This is a genomic window from Nocardia carnea (genome assembly GCF_029869215.1).
Lineage (GTDB): Bacteria > Actinomycetota > Actinomycetes > Mycobacteriales > Mycobacteriaceae > Nocardia > Nocardia carnea_B.
Genome location: NZ_JARWPM010000062.1, coordinates 1 through 20,790, shown reverse-complemented (window position 1 = coordinate 20,790; position 20,790 = coordinate 1). Strand labels below are relative to the sequence as shown.

Annotated in this window: 17 protein-coding genes and 1 pseudogene; 6 read left to right on the top strand and 12 right to left on the bottom strand. The window is 67.4% G+C overall.

Translation table 11 applies throughout. The features are described from left to right. Positions 1–127 precede the first annotated feature (127 nt). The 5 genes from QH276_RS02855 to QH276_RS02835 all read right to left on the bottom strand — a co-directional run bounded on the left by QH276_RS02855 (position 128) and on the right by QH276_RS02835 (position 7,906). Positions 128–1,588, bottom strand: a complete 1,461-nt coding sequence (locus QH276_RS02855) for an MFS transporter (RefSeq protein ID WP_280406590.1) — start codon at positions 1,586–1,588, stop codon at positions 128–130. A gap of 261 nt (positions 1,589–1,849) precedes the next feature. Then, on the bottom strand, positions 1,850–3,190 hold the full coding sequence (locus QH276_RS02850) for an MFS transporter (RefSeq protein WP_280401884.1): 1,341 nt from the start codon (positions 3,188–3,190) through the stop codon (positions 1,850–1,852). Between the two features lie 23 nt (positions 3,191–3,213). Next, positions 3,214–4,941, bottom strand: a complete 1,728-nt coding sequence (locus QH276_RS02845) for a dihydroxy-acid dehydratase (RefSeq protein ID WP_280401883.1) — start codon at positions 4,939–4,941, stop codon at positions 3,214–3,216. A 159-nt stretch (positions 4,942–5,100) separates the two neighbouring features. Beyond that, a complete protein-coding gene (locus QH276_RS02840; protein ID WP_280401882.1) occupies positions 5,101–6,495 on the bottom strand; it encodes an MFS transporter in 1,395 nt (464 codons plus the stop codon). A 346-nt stretch (positions 6,496–6,841) separates the two neighbouring features. Further along, a complete protein-coding gene (locus QH276_RS02835) occupies positions 6,842–7,906 on the bottom strand; it encodes a LacI family DNA-binding transcriptional regulator (protein ID WP_280401881.1) in 1,065 nt (354 codons plus the stop codon). A gap of 279 nt (positions 7,907–8,185) precedes the next feature. Between QH276_RS02835 and QH276_RS02830 the strand changes: the two genes are divergently transcribed. Together QH276_RS02830 and QH276_RS02825 are read left to right on the top strand one after the other, a co-directional pair. After that, positions 8,186–9,367, top strand: coding sequence for a CaiB/BaiF CoA transferase family protein (locus QH276_RS02830; protein ID WP_280401880.1), 1,182 nt, complete (start codon positions 8,186–8,188; stop codon positions 9,365–9,367). Further along, complete coding sequence (locus QH276_RS02825) at positions 9,351–10,151, top strand: enoyl-CoA hydratase/isomerase family protein (protein WP_280401879.1); 801 nt, start codon at positions 9,351–9,353, stop codon at positions 10,149–10,151. Before QH276_RS02830 ends, QH276_RS02825 begins: the two co-directional genes overlap by 17 nt. 78 nt (positions 10,152–10,229) lie before the next feature. On the opposite strand, the gene QH276_RS02820 is transcribed toward QH276_RS02825, so the two are convergent. Beyond that, positions 10,230–11,582: an FAD-dependent oxidoreductase gene (locus QH276_RS02820; RefSeq protein ID WP_280401878.1), complete on the bottom strand. Its 1,353-nt coding sequence runs from the start codon at positions 11,580–11,582 to the stop codon at positions 10,230–10,232. Positions 11,583–12,183: 601 nt separating this feature from the next. After that, complete coding sequence (locus QH276_RS02815; RefSeq protein ID WP_280401877.1) at positions 12,184–13,074, bottom strand: enoyl-CoA hydratase/isomerase family protein; 891 nt, start codon at positions 13,072–13,074, stop codon at positions 12,184–12,186. A gap of 137 nt (positions 13,075–13,211) precedes the next feature. Here QH276_RS02815 and QH276_RS02810 point away from each other — a divergent pair, with 137 nt between their 5' ends. Continuing rightward, positions 13,212–14,198 carry an AraC family transcriptional regulator gene (locus QH276_RS02810; RefSeq protein WP_280401876.1) on the top strand — a complete coding sequence of 329 codons (987 nt, stop codon included), beginning with the start codon at positions 13,212–13,214 and terminating at the stop codon, positions 14,196–14,198. A 159-nt stretch (positions 14,199–14,357) separates the two neighbouring features. Here the strand turns inward: QH276_RS02810 and QH276_RS02805 are convergent, their stop codons facing one another. Both QH276_RS02805 and QH276_RS35320 read right to left on the bottom strand, forming a co-directional pair. Beyond that, on the bottom strand, positions 14,358–14,831 hold the full coding sequence (locus QH276_RS02805; protein WP_280406589.1) for an Lrp/AsnC family transcriptional regulator: 474 nt from the start codon (positions 14,829–14,831) through the stop codon (positions 14,358–14,360). A 256-nt stretch (positions 14,832–15,087) separates the two neighbouring features. Next, a pseudogene (locus QH276_RS35320) lies at positions 15,088–15,447 on the bottom strand (Lrp/AsnC family transcriptional regulator); the annotation flags it as partial. Positions 15,448–15,627: 180 nt separating this feature from the next. Between QH276_RS35320 and QH276_RS02795 the strand changes: the two are divergent. After that, positions 15,628–15,759 (top strand): hypothetical protein, encoded by a 132-nt coding sequence (locus QH276_RS02795; protein WP_280402504.1) that lies wholly within the window; start codon positions 15,628–15,630, stop codon positions 15,757–15,759. Continuing rightward, positions 15,756–16,688 (top strand): MBL fold metallo-hydrolase, encoded by a 933-nt coding sequence (locus QH276_RS02790; RefSeq protein WP_280402505.1) that lies wholly within the window; start codon positions 15,756–15,758, stop codon positions 16,686–16,688. Before QH276_RS02795 ends, QH276_RS02790 begins: the two co-directional genes overlap by 4 nt. A 42-nt stretch (positions 16,689–16,730) precedes the next feature. Here QH276_RS02790 and QH276_RS02785 read toward each other — a convergent pair whose 3' ends face one another. From QH276_RS02785 to QH276_RS02775, 3 genes are read right to left on the bottom strand one after another with little or no spacing between them, the layout of a single operon-like run. Continuing rightward, a complete protein-coding gene (locus QH276_RS02785) occupies positions 16,731–17,927 on the bottom strand; it encodes an FAD-dependent monooxygenase (protein WP_280402506.1) in 1,197 nt (398 codons plus the stop codon). A 5-nt stretch (positions 17,928–17,932) separates the two neighbouring features. Beyond that, a complete protein-coding gene (locus QH276_RS02780) occupies positions 17,933–19,150 on the bottom strand; it encodes an FAD-dependent monooxygenase (RefSeq protein WP_280402507.1) in 1,218 nt (405 codons plus the stop codon). 40 nt (positions 19,151–19,190) lie between these two features. Continuing rightward, the gene (locus QH276_RS02775; protein ID WP_280402508.1) at positions 19,191–20,150 is read right to left on the bottom strand and encodes a zinc-binding alcohol dehydrogenase family protein; all 960 of its coding nucleotides are present in this window, start codon (positions 20,148–20,150) and stop codon (positions 19,191–19,193) included. A 64-nt stretch (positions 20,151–20,214) separates the two neighbouring features. Between QH276_RS02775 and QH276_RS02770 the strand changes: the two genes are divergently transcribed. Continuing rightward, positions 20,215–20,790: TetR family transcriptional regulator (locus QH276_RS02770; RefSeq protein WP_280406587.1), on the top strand; the 576-nt coding region annotated here is incomplete at its 3' end.

Below are 20,790 nucleotides of genomic sequence, written 5' to 3'. Positions count from 1 at the left end.
GGGCAGCACGACTGCTTCCGCGCCGCCCTTTCAGCGACATGACGAAAACGGCGGAATCGACGACGAACGGGATCCGCCGGCCGCAAGGTGACTGGTTTATCGGCGCTATCAGCGACGCTCACCGCGCTCATGAGCACGGCCGGCCATCGGGGGCGGTGTCCCGAAAGGATCGTCGGCGGGTCAGGCCGACGGCGAGCACGGTGGCGGTGGCCAGCGTGGCGGTCGCGACCGCGATGTAGCTGTACACGCCTGTCGCGGAGTTCACCGCCGCCCCGTCGACGATCGTCCGGGTGGACGAGAGCACGGCGGCACCCACGAACGTCATGACCACCGAGCCGAACGCGCCCACGACCGAGACCATGCTCGAGACCGCGGCCTGGCGATCGGCCGGCACAAGCGTCCCCGCCAGGTTGAAGCCGGTGGTCAGGAGCGCACCCATCGTGCACTGCAGCAGGAAGGAGCAGGCGATCGCTGCGGGCAGCCAGGACGCCCCGGTGAACATCCCGGCGGCGCCGGTAGCGCCGACCGTCGTGGCGACGGCCAGCGTCGCCGCCGGTCCGAGCCGGGTCGCGAGCCAGCCCGAGAACACTCCACCGACGACGACCCCGACGGCGGGAATCCCGAACAGCAGCCCCAGCATGCCCTGGGCGTCGAGTCCGTAGCCGAGCTGCTGCTCGTGCGAGACCTGGGCGATCAGGCCGAGGAGCTGGTCCATGCTCTGCGTCGCTCCCGTAGCGAGCACGATGACTAGCAGCGTGAGCAGGAGGGGCCGCCCGAGGAGGCTGATATCGATCACGGGATCGGCCGTCCGCCGGGAGTGCCGTACCCAGTACGCCAGTGCGGCCAGACCGGCGCCGAGGAGGGCGGACGGGACCACACCGAACCAGCCGATCTCCGGCCCCAGGCTGATGTAGCCGAGCACCGCGACCAGGCCGGCGCCCAGCAGAAGGGCCCCGCCGACGTCGAGCCGGCCGGGCGTCCTGGTCGTGGATTCGGGGATGACGGCGCGGACGGCGACGGCGGCGGCGCCGCCGAGTGCGGCTGCCGTCACGAAGACGACGCGGAAGCCTAGCTCGGCGACCAAATTCTCGTACACGAAGGCGGCGCCGAAGTTGAGCACTGCGGTGCCGGTGGTAACGATCCCGACCGCGGGCATCGCGATCCGTGGTTCGCAGAGTTCGCGGACGATCGTGGCAGACAGGAAGACCGACGCGATGACGGCGCCTTGGGCCAGGCGTCCGAGGGTGAATACCAGCAGGTTGGGAGCCATCACGCAGAGGACGGAGCCGGCGCAGCCGATGAGCAGCGTCATGACGAGCATCCGGCGTTTGCCGCGCAGATCGGCGCTCCGGCCCAGCAGCGGGCCCCATAACGCACCGGCGAGCACCGCGCTCGAGCTGATCCAGGCCGCCTGATCGGTCTGGAAGTGCTCGAGTATCTGCGGGAGGAAGAGCAGCGGCGCAACGAGCACGGTATCCGCCATCAGATTCCCGATGAGGAGTGCGGCGAGTTGTGCGGCGAGGCGCTTGTTCCACCGTCTGTGTCGTGTCGTGCCCGGTGGAAGGTGGGTGTCCGGCGCGGTGTCCACGAAAGCTCCTTTACGGATGGCAGTTCAGCGCTGCCGCCACGATTCGATCCCGGGTGGTTCCCCACCCCAGGCCACCAATTTAACTAAGTTAAGGAAGGGTGGCAATCAGTGGACCGATCAGACGCCCACCGGCACCCGAGCCGGGCACGCGGACCTGCGCCCGGCCGGGTGTGGCGGCGAGTTCACCGACAGCGCCGGCCTCGGTAGCCGTGGCCCGGCAGCCCGGTGGAAAGCCGGCCGCGGCAACGGTAGTGAGGCCGATCAGCGCACCGTCCGGGCCTCGTCCATCGGCTCGACATCGGTTATCGGCTCGACATCGGCCGTGTCCAGATCGCGGTGCAACGTCTCCGGCCCCATCCACAGTGCCAACAGTGCGATCACCGCCAGCACTGCCATGTATCCGACGATCGGCCACCACGACCCGGTCCATGCGAACAGGGCGGTAGCAATGAACGGAGCCAATCCGCCGGCCAGAACGGAGCCGACTTCCCGTGAGAACGCAAAGCCGGACAACCGGAACTCTGTATCGAACAGTTCGGCGTACCAGGCGGCTTGGGGGGCAAGCATGGCGGGGTATGCGAATCCCAGCCCGATGGCGAAGGCCAGGATCACCGCGCCCGTCGAACCTGTCCCGGTCAGCATGAAGAAAGGTGCGAGCCACAGACCGGACCCGACCGCTCCGGCGATGTAGACGGGTTTCCGGCCGACTCGGTCGGACAGCGCACCATAGAACGGCACAGTGATCAACTGAACAGCCGAGGCGATCATCACCGCCCACAACGCGACCGAGTTGCCCAACCCGAGGGTCGTGGATACGTAGGCGACACCGAAGACGGGCAGAAGGTAGGCGAAGCCGTTCTCTCCCATCCGCGTACCCACAACGATGAGGAAGCTGCGCGGATGCCGCGTGAAGGCCGCGAACAGCGACAGCTTCGGTGGCGCCGTGCGGTGTGCTTGCATCTTCTCGAAGGCGGGCGGCTCTTCTACTCGGCGCCGGATGAGGTAGCCGACGACAACGCACACCGAACCGAGAAGGAACGGAATCCGCCACCCCCACGATTCGAACTGTTCCTCGGGCATGAGCAGGAAGAGATAGAAGACGGCGTTCGCAAGCAGAGTGGCGATCGAGAAGCCGAGTGGCGCCCATGCCCCCGCAAGACCGCGCTTGCCGGCTGGCGAATGCTCGACCGAGAGCACCACTGCGCCGGCGTACTCACCGCCCGCTCCGAATCCTTGGATCAGGCGCAGGACAATGAGCAGGATGGGCGCGGCGATACCGATCGTCGCATACGTCGGCAGTAGGCCGATCGCCGTCGTCGCACCGCCCATGAGCAGTAGGGTCGAAACCAAGATCCGCTTGCGACCGACGCGGTCACCCAACCGACCGAGGATCAACCCTCCGATGGGCCGGGCCAGGAACCCGACAGCGTAGGTGGCGAAGGCCGCCAGGGTCCCGGCCAGCGGATTCTCGGACGGAAAGAACAGTGTGTTGAAAACTACCGCGGCGGCAGTGCCGTACACGATGAAGTCGTACCATTCGAGCACCGTCCCGACGAGGGCGGCGATGGCGGCTTTCCGCGGTTGAGTTGAGGTATTCGACAACGTCTCGATTCCTTTCTCGACGCCTACTGCGAAACCGGACGTCTCAGGACCGCACCCTGCTGTATGGGACCCACCAGCTGGGCATACTGGCCGAGCCACCCGCGGTCGCGGCCCGGGGTGCCGGAATGAACGGGCGCTCCCGGGCGGACCGGGTCCGTATCGAGCGTGCGTTTGTCGAGATCGATGGAAATAATGTCACCGGGCTCCACGCCGGCGAGTGGCCCCCCGTCCGCGGCTTCGGGCATGACCTGGCCGACGACCAGTCCGTGATTGAGCCCTGACAGTTCGCCGTCCGTCACCACCGCGACCTGACCGCCGAGCCCCGCGCCGTTGAGAGCCGCCACGAAGCCGGCCGCGAATACCGTGCCCGGGCCACCTCGTGGCCCCATACCGCGAAGGACGATGACATCACCCGGCACGATTCCCCGGTCACCGAGAGCCGTGATCGCCTGGTCTTCGCCCAGAAATACCTTTGCCGGGCCCGAGAACTGGCGGCGTGCGTCACCGACGCCCGCGACTTTGACGATGCACCCGTCAGGAGCAAGCGAACCACGAAGAATCAGCAACCCGCTCTCGTTGCGAACAGGATCGGAGAGTTCGTGCAACACTGTGCCGTCCGGGCGCGGTGCTGTCTCGGCCCGCTCCGCCACAGTGTCGCCGGTCACGGTCAACGCTGTGCCGTTCAGGCGTGGAAGCAGGGCTTTCATCGCGGCTCGAGTGCCCCCTACCCGCTCGAGATCCCACACCTGGTCGGTACCGTTCGGCCGTATTGCCGCGAGCTGGACGCCGGATCGTGCACGCTCCTCGAATGTGGCGACAACATCCATATCGAGGTCGGCTTCACTGGCGATCGCCGCGACATGACGAATACAGTTGACCGACCCTCCCAGAGCCAGCGCTACTTCGACGGCATTCTCGATCGCGGCTTCGGTCAGCACTTTTCGGGCGGTGAGTCCTTCGGCGACCATTTCGACGATCCGAGTGCCGGCAGCAGCAGCGCGTTCGCGCATCCGATCGGAGTTCGCTCGAATGGGCGCCGACCCGGGCATCGTCATTCCGAGGGCCTCGGATAGGACATGCATGGTGTTCGCGGTGGCCAGACCGGCACAGACACCCGGCCCTCGAATCGCAGCATCGGCCAGGTCCCCGAGCTGTTCGACGGTCATCTCACCGGACTGGACGGCCCCGACAGATTCGTAGACGGTATCGATATCCACCGAGCAGCCTGCGTAAGTGCCGCCTTGTTGATACCCGCCGATGACCAGAATAGAGGGAATATCCAGTCGTGCCGACGCCATGAGATGAGCGGGCGCCGTCTTGTCGCAAGACGATAGGCAGACCATTCCGTCGAGGACGGCCCCTTCCACCGCCGCTTCCACATCGTTGACGATGAGATCGCGGGTGGGAAGGAGGTATCGCGCTTTTCGTCCGGCGCTGGTGACGAAATCGCTCGGTGCGACGGTTCGTATCTCGAGCGGCAGGCCACCGGCCTCCCAGATCGCCTCGGCTACCACCTCGACGATATCGTCGAGGTGGGCGAAACAGACAGAAAGCTGTGAGGAAGTATTGACGATAGCGATCTGCGGTCTTCCCTGATCCTCGACCGACCGCCCGAGCGCGGTCCATTGGGCGCGGCGCACAGCCCACCGCGTTGTGCCGGGTACGAAGCGACTTCTGAGCCGGCCGGGCCGGCCGCGATCGCTGTCCGGCAATACGTCACCCGTGGTGGAGACAGGTGGGTCGATGGGCATGGTTACCTCCTGTATTGCAGTCGAAATGGCCACGCGGGCTATCCCGAGAGGGTCGTGAGAGTGCACTGTCGCAACGTTGCGTGCGTGTGCTGTTCCGCCAATCCCTCTGTAAGCGAGGGGCTTTCGTTGCAATCGAACGGTTCGCGCGCTACGGGATGTCTATCGGCGCTGCTGGTCCACACTCAACGGAAATCGCTCCCGGTCCCGCGCGTCGATATCGTGCAGGGAAATCCCCCGGGTCTCGCGCGCGGCCGAAATTGCGACCATCGAAATACACGCCGCGATTGCCAGGTAGATCGCAATCGGGGTCCACGAATTATATTCCCGCAGTAGGTAGGTCGCGATGAACGGCGCGACCGAACCGGCGAAGATCGAAGTCACCTGATAGCCGAGCGATACCCCGGAATACCGGATCCGCGTCGGGAACATCTCGGACATCATCGCAGCCTGCGGGGCGTAGATCAACGCATGAACAGCCAGTCCGAGTGTCAGCGCCACGATCACGAGCGCGATGCTTCCCGTATTCATCAAGGGATAAGAAATGAATGCCCACACCACCATCAGCAGCGCGCCGGTCGCGTAAACAGGTTTGCGCCCGATTCGATCGGTGAGCCCGCCGATCACCGGAATAATCAGGAAATGCAGAAGATGCGGAATCAGCATGACCACCAGGACATTTTCGATCTCCATTTCCACCTTGAAGGCCAGGTACGTGATCGAGAAGGTCACTACGATCTGATACAGGATGTTCTCGGCGACACGTAGCCCCATCGCGATGGCGATCTGCCGCGGATATTGCCGGATCGCCTGCGACACACCGGACCGGTTCTCGGTGCGCTGTTCTTCGGCCTTCTGCGACTCCCTGAATATCGGCGCGTCCTCGATCTGGGTGCGAATGTAGTAGCCGATGACGATGACGACTGCCGAGAGCCAGAACGCCAGTCGCCAGCCCCAACCGAGAAACGCCGATTCCGGCAGGACGAAGGCAAGCACGGACAGAACCACCGTCGCGACGAGATTCCCCAGCGGAAGCCCCGCTTGTGGCCAGCTCGCCCAGAATCCGCGGCGTCGGCCGGAGCTGTGTTCACTGACCAACAGAACTGCACCACCCCATTCGCCGCCGACCGCGAAACCCTGAATCAAGCGGAGAATCACCAGCAGCCCCGGCGCCCAATAGCCGATGCTGTCGAATCCGGGGAGGCAGCCCATGCCGAACGTGGAGACCCCGACCAGAAGAAGGCTGACCTGGAGCAGCTTCTTGCGGCCGAATCTGTCTCCGTAGAGACCGAACACCACACCGCCGACAGGACGGGCGAAGAATCCGACCGCATAGATGAGCAGTGCACTGAGTACACCATCGAGGGCATTGTCGGTCTCCGGAAAGAACAAGGTGCCGAAGACCAGCGCGGAAGCCGCGGAGTACAGCAGAAACTCGTACCATTCCGCGACAGTTCCGGCCATCGAGGCGGCGACTACCTTGCCCAAGCCGCGGCTGGACGGCTGGGGCGCCTCGGTCGACTGCGAAGCCAATGAGGTTCGCTCGGGAGGATTCATTGCATTCCTTCGGAAAGAGCGGGATCGGACGCCTGACGGTGGTCTCGGTCACAAGGCGGATGCGGCAAGTAAAGCACCCACCGGCCCGTTGCGCAACCGGTTGTTCACTTGTCGCACCCGCACTCGCGACGAGGATTGCCCGCATGGAAAGTAAAAGCGCACAGCGCACAGCGGCGCTTACGCCACCTCAGAACGGACCGGGGCCCCGCACCGGGCAGCGGCATGTCACCATCGAATCCGCCGGGTCGAACCCGGCCCGGCAACTGCGCAAACCCCGGCCACCGCAGACGCTTCCGCGCCGAGAACAGAAAGTTTCGCGTCCCGGATCAGGCCGACCGGTTCCGGGTCACGCCTTCGCCGGAGCAACTGAGGTACCGCGTACCAGCAGTTCGGGCGCGGGATCGTCGATGGTGACATCGGAGAGCGCTCCCCCGTCGAGATACCCGAGAAGCATCTCGGCGGCCCGGCTGCCGATCTTCGACAACGGCATCCGCACCGTGGTGATGGCCGGGAATACCGTCTCCGACACCCAGGTGGTGTGGATCCCGACGATCGACATCTCCTCGGGCACTTTCACTTGCGCACGCTGTAGCCGAGAGAGCGCCCCCACGGCAGCGTTCACACTCGCCACCACCAGTCCGGTCGGACGATCGGGCCGACCGAGGATGGCATCGACCGCGGCCGCCCCATCGGGAGCCTCCCAGCCGAACTCCTGTACCCATTCCGGCCGTGACACCAGGCCGTGGGACGCCAGTGTCTCCTCGAAACCGATTCGGCGACGGATGGCGGCGTCGTGCAAGGGGGACCCGCCGATGAAGCCGAGGTCGCGGTGACCGAGGTCTATCAGATGTTCGGTCGCGATACGGACACCTTCGCTATCCGGCAGGATCACCGATCCGATCCGGTCGTCGAGTCGGCAGTTGACAAAAACAGTGGGTATGCCCTCGGGAACGACTTCACGAAGCTCGTCGTCATCGAAGTCTTCGCGGCGCTGGATCAGAATGCCGTCGACTCGCCCCTGCTTGAGCAGGCGCTGTACGGCATCGCGACCCTCCGGCGCATGGTCGACATTGCCGACGAGGACATCGATCCCCGCCGGGGTGGCAACCTGCTGGATTCCGGCCAGCATCTCGGCGAAGACATGATTGCTCGGGTCCGGGACGATCAGCGCGATGGCGCCGGAGCGATTGAAGCGCAGTGCGATGGCGCGCCGGTTCGGGACATATCCGAGCTGATCGGCGATCTCGAGGATGCGAGTGCGCGTTTCCTCTCGGATCCGGGCATTGACGTCGCCGTTGAGCGCCCTGGACGCAACAGATTTCGACACGCCGGCGGCGCGTGCGACGTTATCGAGACTCACCATCACGATCCAGTATAAGAGCAGGATATCGACGAGTGCCGGTACCGTCACGACAGCCCGGGACCCGGGGCACGCACCACGATATCGCCTCAGGTGGCACGCGGGCTTTCCGCACCTCGGCCAGCGACCGAGTTCCCCGCACCCGACGTTGTACAGAGAGCACCAAGTCCAGTGAACAACCGGTTGCGCACACGATGCTGCCGTGCTTAACTGCCTCAGGTATCAACCGCCTCGCACCGAGACACGGTCGGGGTTACCAACCGATCCAGAGCTCGCAGCGCGCACAGGTCGATGCGAGCGGGTCATTCACACTCGTGCTCGGGAGGGTCCGTGCTGTCCGGAATTCGCGTTGTCAGCTTTACCCATTTCCTGCAGGGACCGTCGGCCACGCAGATGCTCGCGGACCTCGGTGCCGAAGTAGTCAAGATCGAATCTCCCGCCGGGGCATTCGAGCGCGGCTGGTCCGGGCCCGACGCCTATGTCGGCGATGCCAGCGTCTTCTTCCTGCTCGGCAATCGGAACGTCCGGAGTCTGTCGATCGACTTGAAATCCGCGAAGGCCAAGCAGATTCTGTTGAAGCTGATCGACGACGCCGACGTGCTCATCGAGAGTTTCCGGCCGGGCGCCCTCGAGCGGCTCGGGTTCGGCTATGAGGAACTGTCGGCCCGCAATCCGCAGCTGGTGTACTGCTCGCTGTCCGGGTACGGCTCCGCCGGTCCGTACCGCGACCGGCCGGGCCAGGATCTGCTGTTGCAGTCGCTGTCCGGGCTCGCGCACGCGACCGGCAGCGCCGGCTCGTCACCCACCGCGGTGGGCGCCTCCGTCATCGATCAGCACGGTGCGGTCCTGGGTGCGTTCGGCATACTCGGCGCCCTCCTCGGCCGCGAACGCACCGGCAAGGGATGCAAAGTCGAGAGCAATCTACTCAACGCCGCCCTCGACCTGCAGATCGAACCGCTCTCCTATTATCTCAACGGCTTCCGCGGTGAGCCGAGTCCGACCGGCATCGGGTCGCGCTACTACAAGGCGCCCTACGGGATCTACCGCACCGCGGACGGGCACATCACCGTGTCGATCACCGCCCCGTCGATCCTGGCCGAGGCGTTCGGCGACGACTGGTTCACCACGATCGCCGCGGACGACGAGTACAACCGCCGCGAGGAGATCAACGAACGGATCTCTCGGCACCTCGCCGAGCGGACAACCCAGGAGTGGGCGGCTCGCTTCACCGAGCACAAGGTCTGGTTCGCCCCCGTCAATGACTACGAAGCCGTCATCAATGACCCGCAGGTGCTGCACAACAACAGCTTTCTCGAATTCGATTACCCCGGCAGCGGGCCGGTCAAGGTACTGGCTCACCCGATCCGTTACGACGGCCGGACACCGGCCGCCCGCACCCTGCCGCCCGCTCTGGGTGAACACACCGAGTCCATTTTGAGCGCACTCGGGCTCAACGACGACGAGATCGACGCACTCGCACAGGAAGGAGTTGTTCGTGTCCACAACAACTGAGGAAAATTTCATCGTGCTGGATATCGGTGCCGGCATGGCCACCATCACCCTGGACCGGCCGCGGAAGTTCAACGCCCTCAATTCGGCAATGGTCCAGCAGTTCAACGAGGCCCTCGACACGGTCACCGAGGATCCCGATATACGTGCCGTCGTGGTCACCGGCAGCGGGAAGGCGTTCGCCGCCGGCGCCGATATCGCCCAGTACGAGAAGGCAGATGCCGCTCGGTTCGCCGCGTTCACGCACGCCTGCAACGACTTGTGCGACCGGATCGATACCTTCGACAAGCCCGTGATCGCCGCAGTGAACGGTTTGGCGCTCGGCGGCGGATTCGAAATCGTCCTCGCCTGCGATATCGTGATCGCAGCCGAATCGGCATCCTTCGGCCTGCCGGAAGTCTCTCTCGGCCTGTTGCCGGGCTGGGGTGGGACCCAGCGCCTCCCCCAGTTCATCGGCCCGAACCGGGCGCGTCATCTGATCATGACCGCGGGCCGCCTCAGCGCTGCCGAGGCCGCTCAGGCAGGCATCGTCTCCCAGATTTGCGCTCTCGACGATCTGACCGAGACCGCGCGAACACTGGCCACCGACATTGCCGGGCGATCCCCGTTGGCGATCGCGGCCATCAAAAAGGCCGTCGGTTATGCCGCGGCAGCGATCCCCGGAAACCGCGGACCCGGTTACGCCTTGGAGCAGGGCCTGCTCTTCGAGCTGTTCGCCTCCGAGGACGGCCGGGAGGGCATCGCCGCATTCGTTCAGAAACGGCCGGCCCGATTCACCGGCCGTTGAGCCACACCCGTACAACAAGGTCTGGGCGGTCTCCGAGTGGAGGCCGCCCAGACCTTTTGCAGCGCACGCGCCGGCGCCTTACAGGTCGCTGCCGTTGGCCGCCATCTGCTCGCGGACAGCCTCGCCGCGGATCTCCCGGAGGGGCACATCACGCTGAAGCGACTGCTGCACCGCAACCCCTGCCGCATGCCCGTACTCGAAGCATTGGGCGGTCACCCGAGCAGAGGCCAGCGCTTCGTGCTCGGCACCCAGACAGCGGCCGGCAACGATGATGTTGTCCCCCACCTCGGGAATCAGCGCGCCGAACGGGACCTCGTAGAAGTCGTCGAGAATCCAGTGCAGTTTCGGCGCGTCACCGTCGTGCAGTTCGATCGGCCAGGGCACCCGCGCAATACCGTCGGGGCGCTTACGATGCTCGAGCACATCGGTATTGGCGAGCCGCTCCACCGCCGCGATCGTGCGGGTCTGCCGGATCCCCACCTCCGTGCCGGTGTCGACGACGTAGCTGTTCTCGCATCCGGGTATCCGCAGCTTCAGGTATTCGGCATAACTGCGGACCTGACGACGTCCTCCGATCTCCGCCTCGGTGAAATCAACCGGGTCGACGACGTTGAGCATGCGGCCGTCGAACCCGACCAGACGAGTGGCATTGACCATCAACTCCCCCGGGCGCGGTGTCCGGAAGATCCAGATCTTCTGCCGGGGAAGATCGAGCCCCCCTTCTCGCGCGGCGACGATGTCGGCGGACACTTCCGGCGGGCAGATCGTGTCGTGACCGTAGAAGTCGAGAAAGCGGTCGATATCGACACCGGCGACGCGGAAGAACATCGTCGGATTCTGAATACGTCCGCTGTCCCCGTATGTGTATCGGTGGCCGGCGCGGGCGATGACCGCCGCATCACCGGAGGCGTCGATCGTGCGCCGCGCCCGAATCAAGGAGCGACCTGCAGTCGACTCCACCACCACCCCGCCGTAGGACGCCCCATCCATGATCACACCGACCACGGTGGTATGGAAGAGAATTCGCACGCCGGCATCGAGTAGCATCGATTCCGCAACCTCGCGCCAGACCAGCGGATCGTGCGCAGCGGTCCAGGTCTTGCCATACATCTGCGGCGCTGTCAGACCACCTCGTTCGGTCAATCCGACGGAGAACCGCTGGGAAAAGCCCTGCACAACCTGCACGGGCGAACCGGGCGTCTCCGACGCCGCGTACATTCCGCAGATGGTTCCGGACATCCCGGCGACGGCGGCACCACCACAGAATCCGTACTTTTCGACCAGCGCCACGCTGGCGCCGGCCTCACCCGCCACCGTCGCGGCCGCGACACCAGCAGCGCCGCCGCCCACGACCAGAACGTCGACGGTATCCAGAACCGGCAGGTCACAGTTGGTTCCGACGATTGATGTTTCTTTCCAGTTCCGGATCATCTCTACGCTGTCCTCGAATGTGCGATGTGTGTGAACCGAGAAGGACCGGCGGGGAACAGGTGTGCCGGCGATCGGTCCGCTACTCGAGTCAAGCACAGATACAACCCAATGAACAACCGGTTGCGCTAGATGCATTTCCCTCTGCGCACACATTCCCGGGCTGCGGCGGGCGGTATCGGCGAACCACCGCAGGTTCCACAACTGCGTTGCGGCGAAGGGCATAACATCGGCAGTGTTACCGACATCGGCCGTCACCGACACCGGTGCTTGCTACACCGCTCGCACCTGCGCGACAGTGCTTCTCGGCGCCCGCCACCAGCGATCACGCCCCGCACGCCGCGGCACACCGGCAAGGCCGAGCGCTACGACCCCATTCGGTCGCCGGAAACCGGCCACCGGCCGGCTGACTCCACGTCGGAGTCACCGGCGTCCAGGCCGCATACACCTGGATCCTGTTCGCCGGTATCGGTGCGGTCGAGTGCCGCCTGCATCACCGAGACCGGCCCGGCGGATCGAGTACGTGCCGGTCGGACCGCCGGTGGCGCCCAACTGGGTGCAGTTCGACGCCAGACCGGCGAATATCGGACCACCCGCTCTTGCCCTACCCTCGAACCACGGGCCGGAAACCAGGCGAGAGACTGTCGACGAGCCCCTCGAGATCCCGCTCGCCCGCACGGGTCTGCACTCCCGCGGCCAGCTGCTTCCGGGCGTTCTCGACCATGTCCTCGGTGAACAGCGAGTACAGGGAGGCGTTTTCGACGACGTAGGCCTGGTCGGGCGCGGGCGGGGCCGCGGCGCGGACGGTGGCCTTGATCGCGGCGACGACCTCGGGGCGCACTCCGGCCATCCGGCGGGCCAGGGTGTCGACGAAGGTGTCGATCTCGTCGGCGGGCAGGGCCCGGTTCACCAGGCCGTAGCGCTCGGCCACCTCGGCGCCGACGAGCTGGCCACCGATGAGCAGTTCCAGGGCCCGGGCCGGGCCGAGCAGACGGGTCATGTTCACCGTGCCACCGCCGCCGGGAAGGATCGCCAGGGTGGATTCGGGCTGGGCTTGACCCGATCTGCCGATCGCGGCGAACCGCATGTCGAGGGACATCAGGAACTCGTTGCCGGCGCCACGCGCGAAACCGGCCACCTTGCCGATGGTGACCTGCGGGAGGTCGCGGACCTCTGCTCCCATGGCCTGGAGGACGTTCAGGCCCTCGGGGATCACGGCGCCTGGCGCGGCGTCGATCGCGGCCCGGGTGGCGGCGGGCAGGGCGTCCGGGTCGGTGAGGTAGGCCATATCGCCGTGAGCGCTGAAGAACTCCGGATCGGCGCTCTGGAACACGATCACCCGAACGTCGGCATCGGTGCGCACGTGATGCACGAACCCACGCAAGGAGGGCAGCAGCACGCCGTCCATCAGATTGAGGGGTGGGTGATCGAGCGACACGGTGGCCACACCGTCCGCGACGGTGATCTCGAGGCCTGGCCTGCTGCGGTAATCCATGGTGACTCCTTCTCGGTGATGCCGGGTGTGCGTCCCGGCACTCCGCAACCGTATGTAGCAACCGGTGAGACAGGCCATGCCTGTATGGCTCAGATGATTGATCATCTGCCTCGCTCACCCAGTGCTAATGTCACCTTGTGGATCCACTGAGCGACGCCCTGGCGATCTCCGGCGTCAAAGGGGCCCTGAGCACCCGTGTCGAGGCGGGTGGCCGATGGGCGATCGCGTTGGACGACTATCCCGGGGCAGCCCTGCATGCCGTGACCGCGGGCAGTGCCTGGCTCACGGTCGCCGGCCGTGAACCGGCGGAACTGGCGGCCGGCGACGTGGTCCTGCTGCCGGCCGGCACACCGCACGGCCTCACCGACGACCCCACGAACACAGGCGGCACGGGACGCGGCCGGTGCGAGCATGTGGCCGCGCGCGGGCGCGGTACCGGTGAGGTGATCAGCCTCGGGTCCCCGCCCGCGACCACGCGGATCGTCACCATCCACTACGACAGCGACCCGGCCGCGCTCACCCAGATCCTGACCGTACTACCCGGTCTCGTGCACGTGCGGGCCGAGGCGGGTACGCCGGGACTGACCGATACGGTGCGTATGCTCGCCCGGGAACTCGCCTATCCGCAGCTCGCCACGCCTGCCGTACTGAAGAGCCTTGTCGACATCGTGCTCGTGCAGATGCTGCGCGCCTGGCTCGCGGTGAACCCCCCTGAGTGCTTCGGCACCTGGCTGGGTGCGCTCTACGACCCTGTCATAGGCAAAGCACTTCGGCATCTGCACGCGAATCCGGCCGTTCCCTGGACGACTTCGCTGCTCGCAGAAGCCATCTCGGTCTCCCGTGCGACCCTCGCCCGCCGGTTCCCGGCCGCGACGGGATACACTCCCGCGGCGTATTTGGCGAACTGGCGCATGGATCTGGCCGCCGTGCGGTTACGCGACAGCCATGACTCTCTCGAGACGATCGCCGAGGCGGTCGGCTACGGGTCGGTGCCGGCGTTCACCCGCGCCTTCACCCGGGCCCACGGACGCACGCCCGGCCGCCACCGCAGCGAGACGCGCAGCCACAGCGGTACGGCCTTCCGGTTGGAGACGCCCGCCCCGTCGAGCCTGACGATCGGTTAGTACCGGCACCGCCGTGGGGGACACCGCCTACCGGACCGATCCGGTAGGAGATCACAACGAGTTGTGCGCGGTCGGGGCCGGCTTCTGGAACCCCACAGGGCTATCTATCCGATGTTGCTCGAGAAGCGCTGGAAATCGATGCGCACGACCGCGGCTGGCTCAGTACGCCGCGAGCGCAGTCGGCGGGATCACGGTACCGGTCGCTCGGCCGGCGCCGTCCAGCAGCCAGCCCATGCGTTTGGGCGTGCGGAGGTTGATCGCGCTGTCCCGGAGCCGAAGCCACGGCAGCTGCTCGCCGAGCTTCTGCTCGATGCGAAGCATGTCCTGCGGTGATCGGGTCCAAAAGGTCATGGCGAGGTTGGCGTCGCCGGTGGTCGAAACGCACATCCGCAACTCCGGCAAGGTGGTGAGCGCTGCCACGGTCCTGCGGTGGTCCGCAGGCTCGACACGCGCCGTCCAGGTGCTGCTCACCGTCCAGCTCGAGGCTTCCGAGGCGAGTTCGCAGCGGAACGACAGCAGGTCCGAGGCGAGCAGCCGGCCGAGCTGCCTGCGCACGGTGGCGGGGTTCCGACCCGTCGAGCGAGCCAGGTCCGCCGCAGTGCTGCGTCCGTCGGCGGCGAGCGCCTCGATCAACGGCCACCCGGACCCCCGGGGGGGCGGCCGGGCCGCGGCCCGGGGGGCGGGCCCCCCCCCCTACCCCCGCCCCCCCCCCGGGGGGGGGCGCCCGGGGCCCCCGAGCCGGTGCGCGCGCCGCCGCCTGGAAAGCGGATTCCTCCGCTCGGCTGAGCGCATCCAGACGCCAGTGACTGCCGTGCCGGTGCACCGCCGTTGCGACGAAGGTCCGCTGCCGCGCCACGCCGGGAAGCGTCTCGAGATCGTCGAGCACGTACCGGGCGAGCGCGGCGAGATCCTCGGTGATGACGGTGAGGAGGATATCCCGTCCACGCGTCGACTCTTCGACGGTGACGGCCCGCGGGTCCGCGCACGCGGCGTCGACGACGGCCCGCCGGGCGCCTGGCAAACAGTCCACCTCGACCAAGGCGAGCGTGACCCGCCGATAGCTGCCACCCGGGTGGGCCGTGATCCACGCGAGTCCGCGCTCCCGCAGCTCGGCCCACCTGGCGGCTTCGCCGGCCGCGGTCGTACCCAGGATGCGTGCGGCCTCCGCCCACGATATCCGGGGAGCCACCTGGAGACCGTGGAGTAGCCGCAGCTCCTTCTCGTCGAGTACCGGATGCACGGAAATCATCTAACCGAACTTCCTGTTGCACGAATCCACCCGAATCAAGCCATCGTATCTCGCCGGATCGCATACTCGCTCTTCTCAGATGCTCGGAGGACACAATGACTGCGCTCGACGGCGCGTACGCATTCGCGGCCCTACGTCGGCGACGATTCCGGTGTACCCGGCATCAATCTGATCGAGGTGATGGCTTTGGAAACCCTGTCCGAGACGCCGGCGTCCGCCGGCACCGCGGAATTCCTGTTCATCGGCGCACCGCTCAACGTGGTGGGCGCCACCGGAGCGCCGATTCGCCCGCCGGCGGTGGTCGGCGCATGAGCGGCGACACGATCCAGTTGGGAGATGTGACGGTGACCCGGGTGGTGGAGTGGAGCGGGTCGATCAAGACGGTGAGCGCCTTCGTCCCCGACAGCACCCCGGAAGGCCGCGCGGCACTGGCCCCGGAGTTCCGCAACCCGGACGACGACGCGTATTACTGCGCGATCCAGAGTTGGGTGTTGCGCAGCGAAGGGCGCACGATCGTCGTCGACACCGGCGCGGGCAATGACCGGGAACGTCCTCAGATTCCGCAATTCGACCACCTCGAGACCCCGTTTCTGGATAATCTCCGCCGCGCCGGCGTAGAGCCCGAGGACGTCGACCTGGTGGTGAACACCCACGTCCACTACGACCACGTCGGCTGGAACACCCGGCTGGACAACGAGGAGTGGGCACCGACGTTCCCCAACGCCCGTTACCTCATTCCCCGCGCCGACCGCGACTACTTCGATCCCGAGAACGAACACCGCCGCCCCCCGGTGTACACCGACGCCGACCGCCTGCGTCGCCGGGGCAGCCACCTCGTCTTCGCCGACAGCGTCGCACCGATCCTCGAGCAGGGGCTCGCGACGTTGTGGGAGGACAGGTACACCGTCGACGGGAACCTGACGTTGACGGCGGCGCCCGGGCACACGCCCGGATCGTCGGTTCTCGAGCTGAGTTCCGGCACGGACCGGGCATTCTTCGTCGGAGACCTCCTGCACAGCCCGGTCCAGGTGGCCGAGCCGGCGGCCAACAGCTGCTTCTGTGAAGACCAGGCCGAAGCGCGCGCAACGCGTTCCCGGTTACTCGGCCGGGCCGCCGATACCGGTGCGTTGGTCGTGCCGGCGCATTTCCCCGGCCGGGGTGCCGCCGAGGTGCGCAGAACGGGGCAGGTCTATGAGTTGCACAACTGGGCCGCCTTCGAACCTCCGATCATGGCGGGCTAGTGGGCGATCAGCTCTGTGCCCTCCTCGCCGCGGATATCGTTCTCACCGCGACGTGCCGGACAGCGCGCGTGTCCGCGGACCGTCCGCCCCCGCCGCCGGCCGACGGCCGCGGATTCTGCGGACCAGACCGAGGAGGACCGACCGCAGCACCTCGGCCCGGCGGCTGGACGGGACGAACATCTGCTGCTTGAGCCGCGCGGTGCGCTGGTGCTTGGTGATGAACGGACGCAGGCCGGTCTCCCAGGCGTCCAGCGCGGCGGCGAGGTCGTCGGGGTGTTCCCGCAGGGCCGCGCTCAATGCGGCGCCGCCACGCAGCGCGGACGTGGCGCCCATGCCCGAGTAGAGGTTCATGCACCACGCCGCATCCCCCGCCAGCACGACCCGTCCCCTGCTCCACCGCGGCATCCGCACCTGGTGCACCGAGTCGAACAGGTGGTCAGGAGCCTCCTCCAGGGAGTCCAGGACGTGCCGCACCACGGGATCGTCCATTCCGGAGAAGACCGAGCGCAGCCGCTGGACCCGTGACCCGCTGAACTGCTCCTGGATGTCTGTCGTCCGGTAGGTCAGCAGTGCGGTGGGTGCGTGGTCGGCGAACCCGAACACCCACACCGCCCGCTTCGCGCGCGCCATGATGATGCTGTCACTCGCCTCGTACGACGGCACCTGCTCCTTCAGTTGAAAGGCGCAGATCATCGCGTTCCACGTGGTCAAATAGTCCTCGTCCGGGCCGAACACGATGCGGCGCACGCTCGAGCGCATCCCGTCCGCGCCGACGACCAGGTCGAAGCTCTCGCGGTACCGCGCTCCGGTGTCGGCCGTCTCGAGCAGGACCTGCACCTCGGCAGAGCCCTCGGTGATCGCGACAGGAGTGGTCCCGAACCGCACCTCGACGTCGGTGATGCTCTGCCACAGCGCGGCTTCGATGTCCCCGCGCAGCACCGCTGCCGGCTCCCCGGGCTGATCCAGGAATCCCAGGGCCGGTCTGCGCCTGCCCCGGCGATCCACCGACCACGAATGCGCACCGGCGGCCCGTTGTGGGTTGCGGGTGTGCAGATCGTCGGCGATGCCCAGCTCGACCGCGGCCTGCCGGCCCTGCGGGAACAGCCCGACGAAATAGCCCCCGGTACGCCGCTCGGGCGCCCGTTCGACGATCACCGGCGTCCAACCGGCCCGCCGCAGTCCGATGGCCGCGGACATCCCGGCGATCCCGAGCCCGACCACCAACGCCCGCTTCCGCATGGCCGTCACCGCGTCGCGCCGGACGGGAGGGCGGCCGCCGCCGCGGTGTACTCCGCTGCCAGCCGACGATGGACGACCCTGCGGACCAGCTCGAGAACGCCGGAAACCAGCACCTGGACCGGGCGACTCGACGGGACGAACCGCTGCTGCTTGATCCGTGCCGAGCGCCGCTGGCGGGTGATGTAGGGACGCAGGCCGGTCTCCCAGGCGTCCAGCGCGGCGGCGAGGTCGCCGGGGTGCTCCCGCAGGGCCGCGCCCAGTGCGGCGCCGCCGCGCAGCGCGGACGAGGAGCCCATGGCCGAGTAGGTGTTCATGCACCAGGCCGCGTCCCCCACCAGCACGACCCGCCCCGTGCTCCACCGGGGCATCTTCACCTGGTGGATCGAGTCGAACACGTGGTCGGGGGCCCGGTCCAGGGAGTCCAGGACGTGGCGCACCACGGGGTCGTCGTCCATCCCGGAGAAAGCCGCGCGCACCTGCTCGATCGACGGTCCGGCGAACCGGTCCGGAATGTCCTCGGTGCGGTAGGTCAGCCATGCGCAGGGCGCGTGGTCAGCGAGTCCGAACACCCACATCGCACGCTTGGGGCGCGTGACCATGACGCTGTCGCTCGCCTCGAAGGAGGGCACTTGCTCCGTCATCTGGAACGCGCAGATCATCGCCTTCCAGTTCGCCAGGTAGTCTTCGTCCGGACCGAACACCATCCGGCGCACGCTCGAGCGCATCCCGTCCGCGCCGACCACGAGATCGAAGTCCTCGCGGTACCGCTGGCCGGTGCCGGCGTTCTCGAGCAGGACTCGCACCCCGCCGGCGGCCTCGGTGATGTCGACCGGAGTGGTCGCGAAACGCACCTCGACCGCGTCCTCGGTCCCCTGGCCGGTGATCCCCTGCCACAACGCGGCTTCGATATCGCCGCGCAGCACCGCTGCCAGCCCGCCGGGCGCGTCCAGCAATCCCAGCGCCGGCTTCCGCCTGCCCCGGCGATCCACCGACCACGAGTTCCCGCCCGGTCGCCATTCCGGGTTGCGGGTGTGCAGGTGCTCGGCGATCCCCAGGTCGGCCGCGGCCTGCACACCCTCCGGGAACATGAAGATGAAATAGCCCCCCGTCCGGCGGTCGGCTGCTCGTTCGACGATCACCGGCGTCCAGCCCGCCCGGCGCAGCCCGATGGCCGCGGACATCCCCGCGATCCCGAGCCCCACCACCAGTGCCCTCTTCTGCATGGCTTTCCTCTCTCCGATCACGTTCTGAGGGACCGGCGGCTCAATCCGGCACGATGACGGCGCGGCTGCGGCCGGTGTGTGCCCACGCCTCGCCGACCCGGCTCAGCGGGAACACGGTGTAGGGCAGCTGCAGGGACCCGTCGGCGAAGCGGGCCATGACCTCGGGCGCCTCGGCGAGCATCTCCTCGGCGGACCGCGACCCGACGCCGCTCCCCGTGATCCGGATCCGCCGGCTGCGCAGCAGGTCCGCGGGCAGCGAGGCCGCCACGCCCGCGAGCGAGCCGATCTGCACGTAGGCCGTGTCCGCCTCGGTGTCCTCGCCGCTGCGGCCCAGCACGGCGAAGGTGGCCTCGGCGACGGACCCCCACAGGTAATCCAGTACGAGACCGGGCGACGTCTCGCCTACCGCATCGGCCAGGGCCTTTTCCATGCCGTCGGGCCCGTCGTGGGCCAGCGACACGGTCGTCGCTCCCGCACCGCGCAGCCGCTCCAGCGTCTCCGGATCGCGCCCGGCGGCGATGACCCGCTCGGCCCCGAGCGCCAATGCCCCCTGCACTGCGAGGCTGCCCGACATTCCCGTGGCGCCCAGTACCAGCACGGTGCCCAACGTCCCCATTTCCTTGCGCCGCGCGGTGAGGACCATCCAGCCCGAGAGGCCGGGGTTCATACCTGCGGCGATCGCGAGTGGATCTGCGCCCGCCGGGACCTCCACCTGGAAGGGCGCGATCAGCCGCTCGGCCATCGTCCCGAAGGGCGGACGCGCGTATCCGGTGTAGACCAGGCGTCCGTCGCCGGTGCGAGCGACCGCGTCGATGCCCGGCACCAGCGGATACGCCATCTGCCCGTGGCCGTAGTGCCGCCCGGTGGTCAGCCCGCGAACGATGTGGTGCAGGCCGGCGCCGACGAGGTGTAGCGGCTCGTGACCGGGCGGGACCGCCGGCTCGGGGAAGTCGCTACAGACAGGTGACGTATCGGGGGTGGTGACAACCGCAGCACGCATCGGATTCTCCTTAACTAAGTTCAATGCCATGGTCAGCGTCCCTTAACAGTGTTAAATTGTCAATATGACCAAGGGCATCACCCGGGAGCGGATCATCACGGCGGCGCTCGAGCTCCTCGACGACCAGGGCATGGACGCCGTCACTGTGCGCGCCCTCGCCTCCCGGCTCGACGTCCGCGCCCCCGCCCTTTACTGGCATGTGCGCGACAAGCAGGAGCTGCTCGACGAGATGGCCACCGAGGTCATGCGCCGCGTGAGCAGCGCCTTCGCCGCGGTCCCACCCGGCGACGGCTGGCGCGACGATCTCACCGCCTACGCCCGCGTCCTGCGCTCGGAGTACCTGCTCCATCGCGACGGAGCCCGCGTCTTCAGCGGCACCCGGATCACCGACCCGAACGTGGTCCGCATGAAGGAGCCGTTGTTCGAACGCTGGGCCGCAGCGGGCTGGAAGCCCGGCGCGGGGGGGCCCCGCCCCCCCCGGGGGGGCCCCGGGGGGGGGGGGGGGGGGGGGGCGGCGGGGGGGCGCCCCCCGCCCGCCCCCCCCCCCGGGGCGCGGGGCCGGGGGGGGGGGCGGGCGCCCCCGGCGCCGGGCTTCCAGCCCGCTGTGGCCCAGCGTTCGAACAACGGCTCCTTCATGCGG

Bases quoted from the DNA above. Each gene is read 5' to 3' on its own strand.
- QH276_RS02840 (WP_280401882.1), bottom strand. From the start codon at position 6,495: ATGAATCCTCCCGAGCGAACCTCATTGGCTTCGCAGTCGACCGAGGCG.
- QH276_RS02820 (WP_280401878.1), bottom strand. From the start codon at position 11,582: ATGATCCGGAACTGGAAAGAAACATCAATCGTCGGAACCAACTGTGAC.
- QH276_RS02785 (WP_280402506.1), bottom strand. From the start codon at position 17,927: ATGCGGAAGCGGGCGTTGGTGGTCGGGCTCGGGATCGCCGGGATGTCC.
- QH276_RS02795 (WP_280402504.1), top strand. From the start codon at position 15,628: ATGGCTTTGGAAACCCTGTCCGAGACGCCGGCGTCCGCCGGCACCGCG.
- QH276_RS02780 (WP_280402507.1), bottom strand. From the start codon at position 19,150: ATGCAGAAGAGGGCACTGGTGGTGGGGCTCGGGATCGCGGGGATGTCC.
- QH276_RS02845 (WP_280401883.1), bottom strand. From the start codon at position 4,941: ATGCCCATCGACCCACCTGTCTCCACCACGGGTGACGTATTGCCGGAC.
- QH276_RS02815 (WP_280401877.1), bottom strand. From the start codon at position 13,074: ATGGATTACCGCAGCAGGCCAGGCCTCGAGATCACCGTCGCGGACGGT.
- QH276_RS02775 (WP_280402508.1), bottom strand. From the start codon at position 20,150: ATGCGTGCTGCGGTTGTCACCACCCCCGATACGTCACCTGTCTGTAGC.
- QH276_RS02790 (WP_280402505.1), top strand. From the start codon at position 15,756: ATGAGCGGCGACACGATCCAGTTGGGAGATGTGACGGTGACCCGGGTG.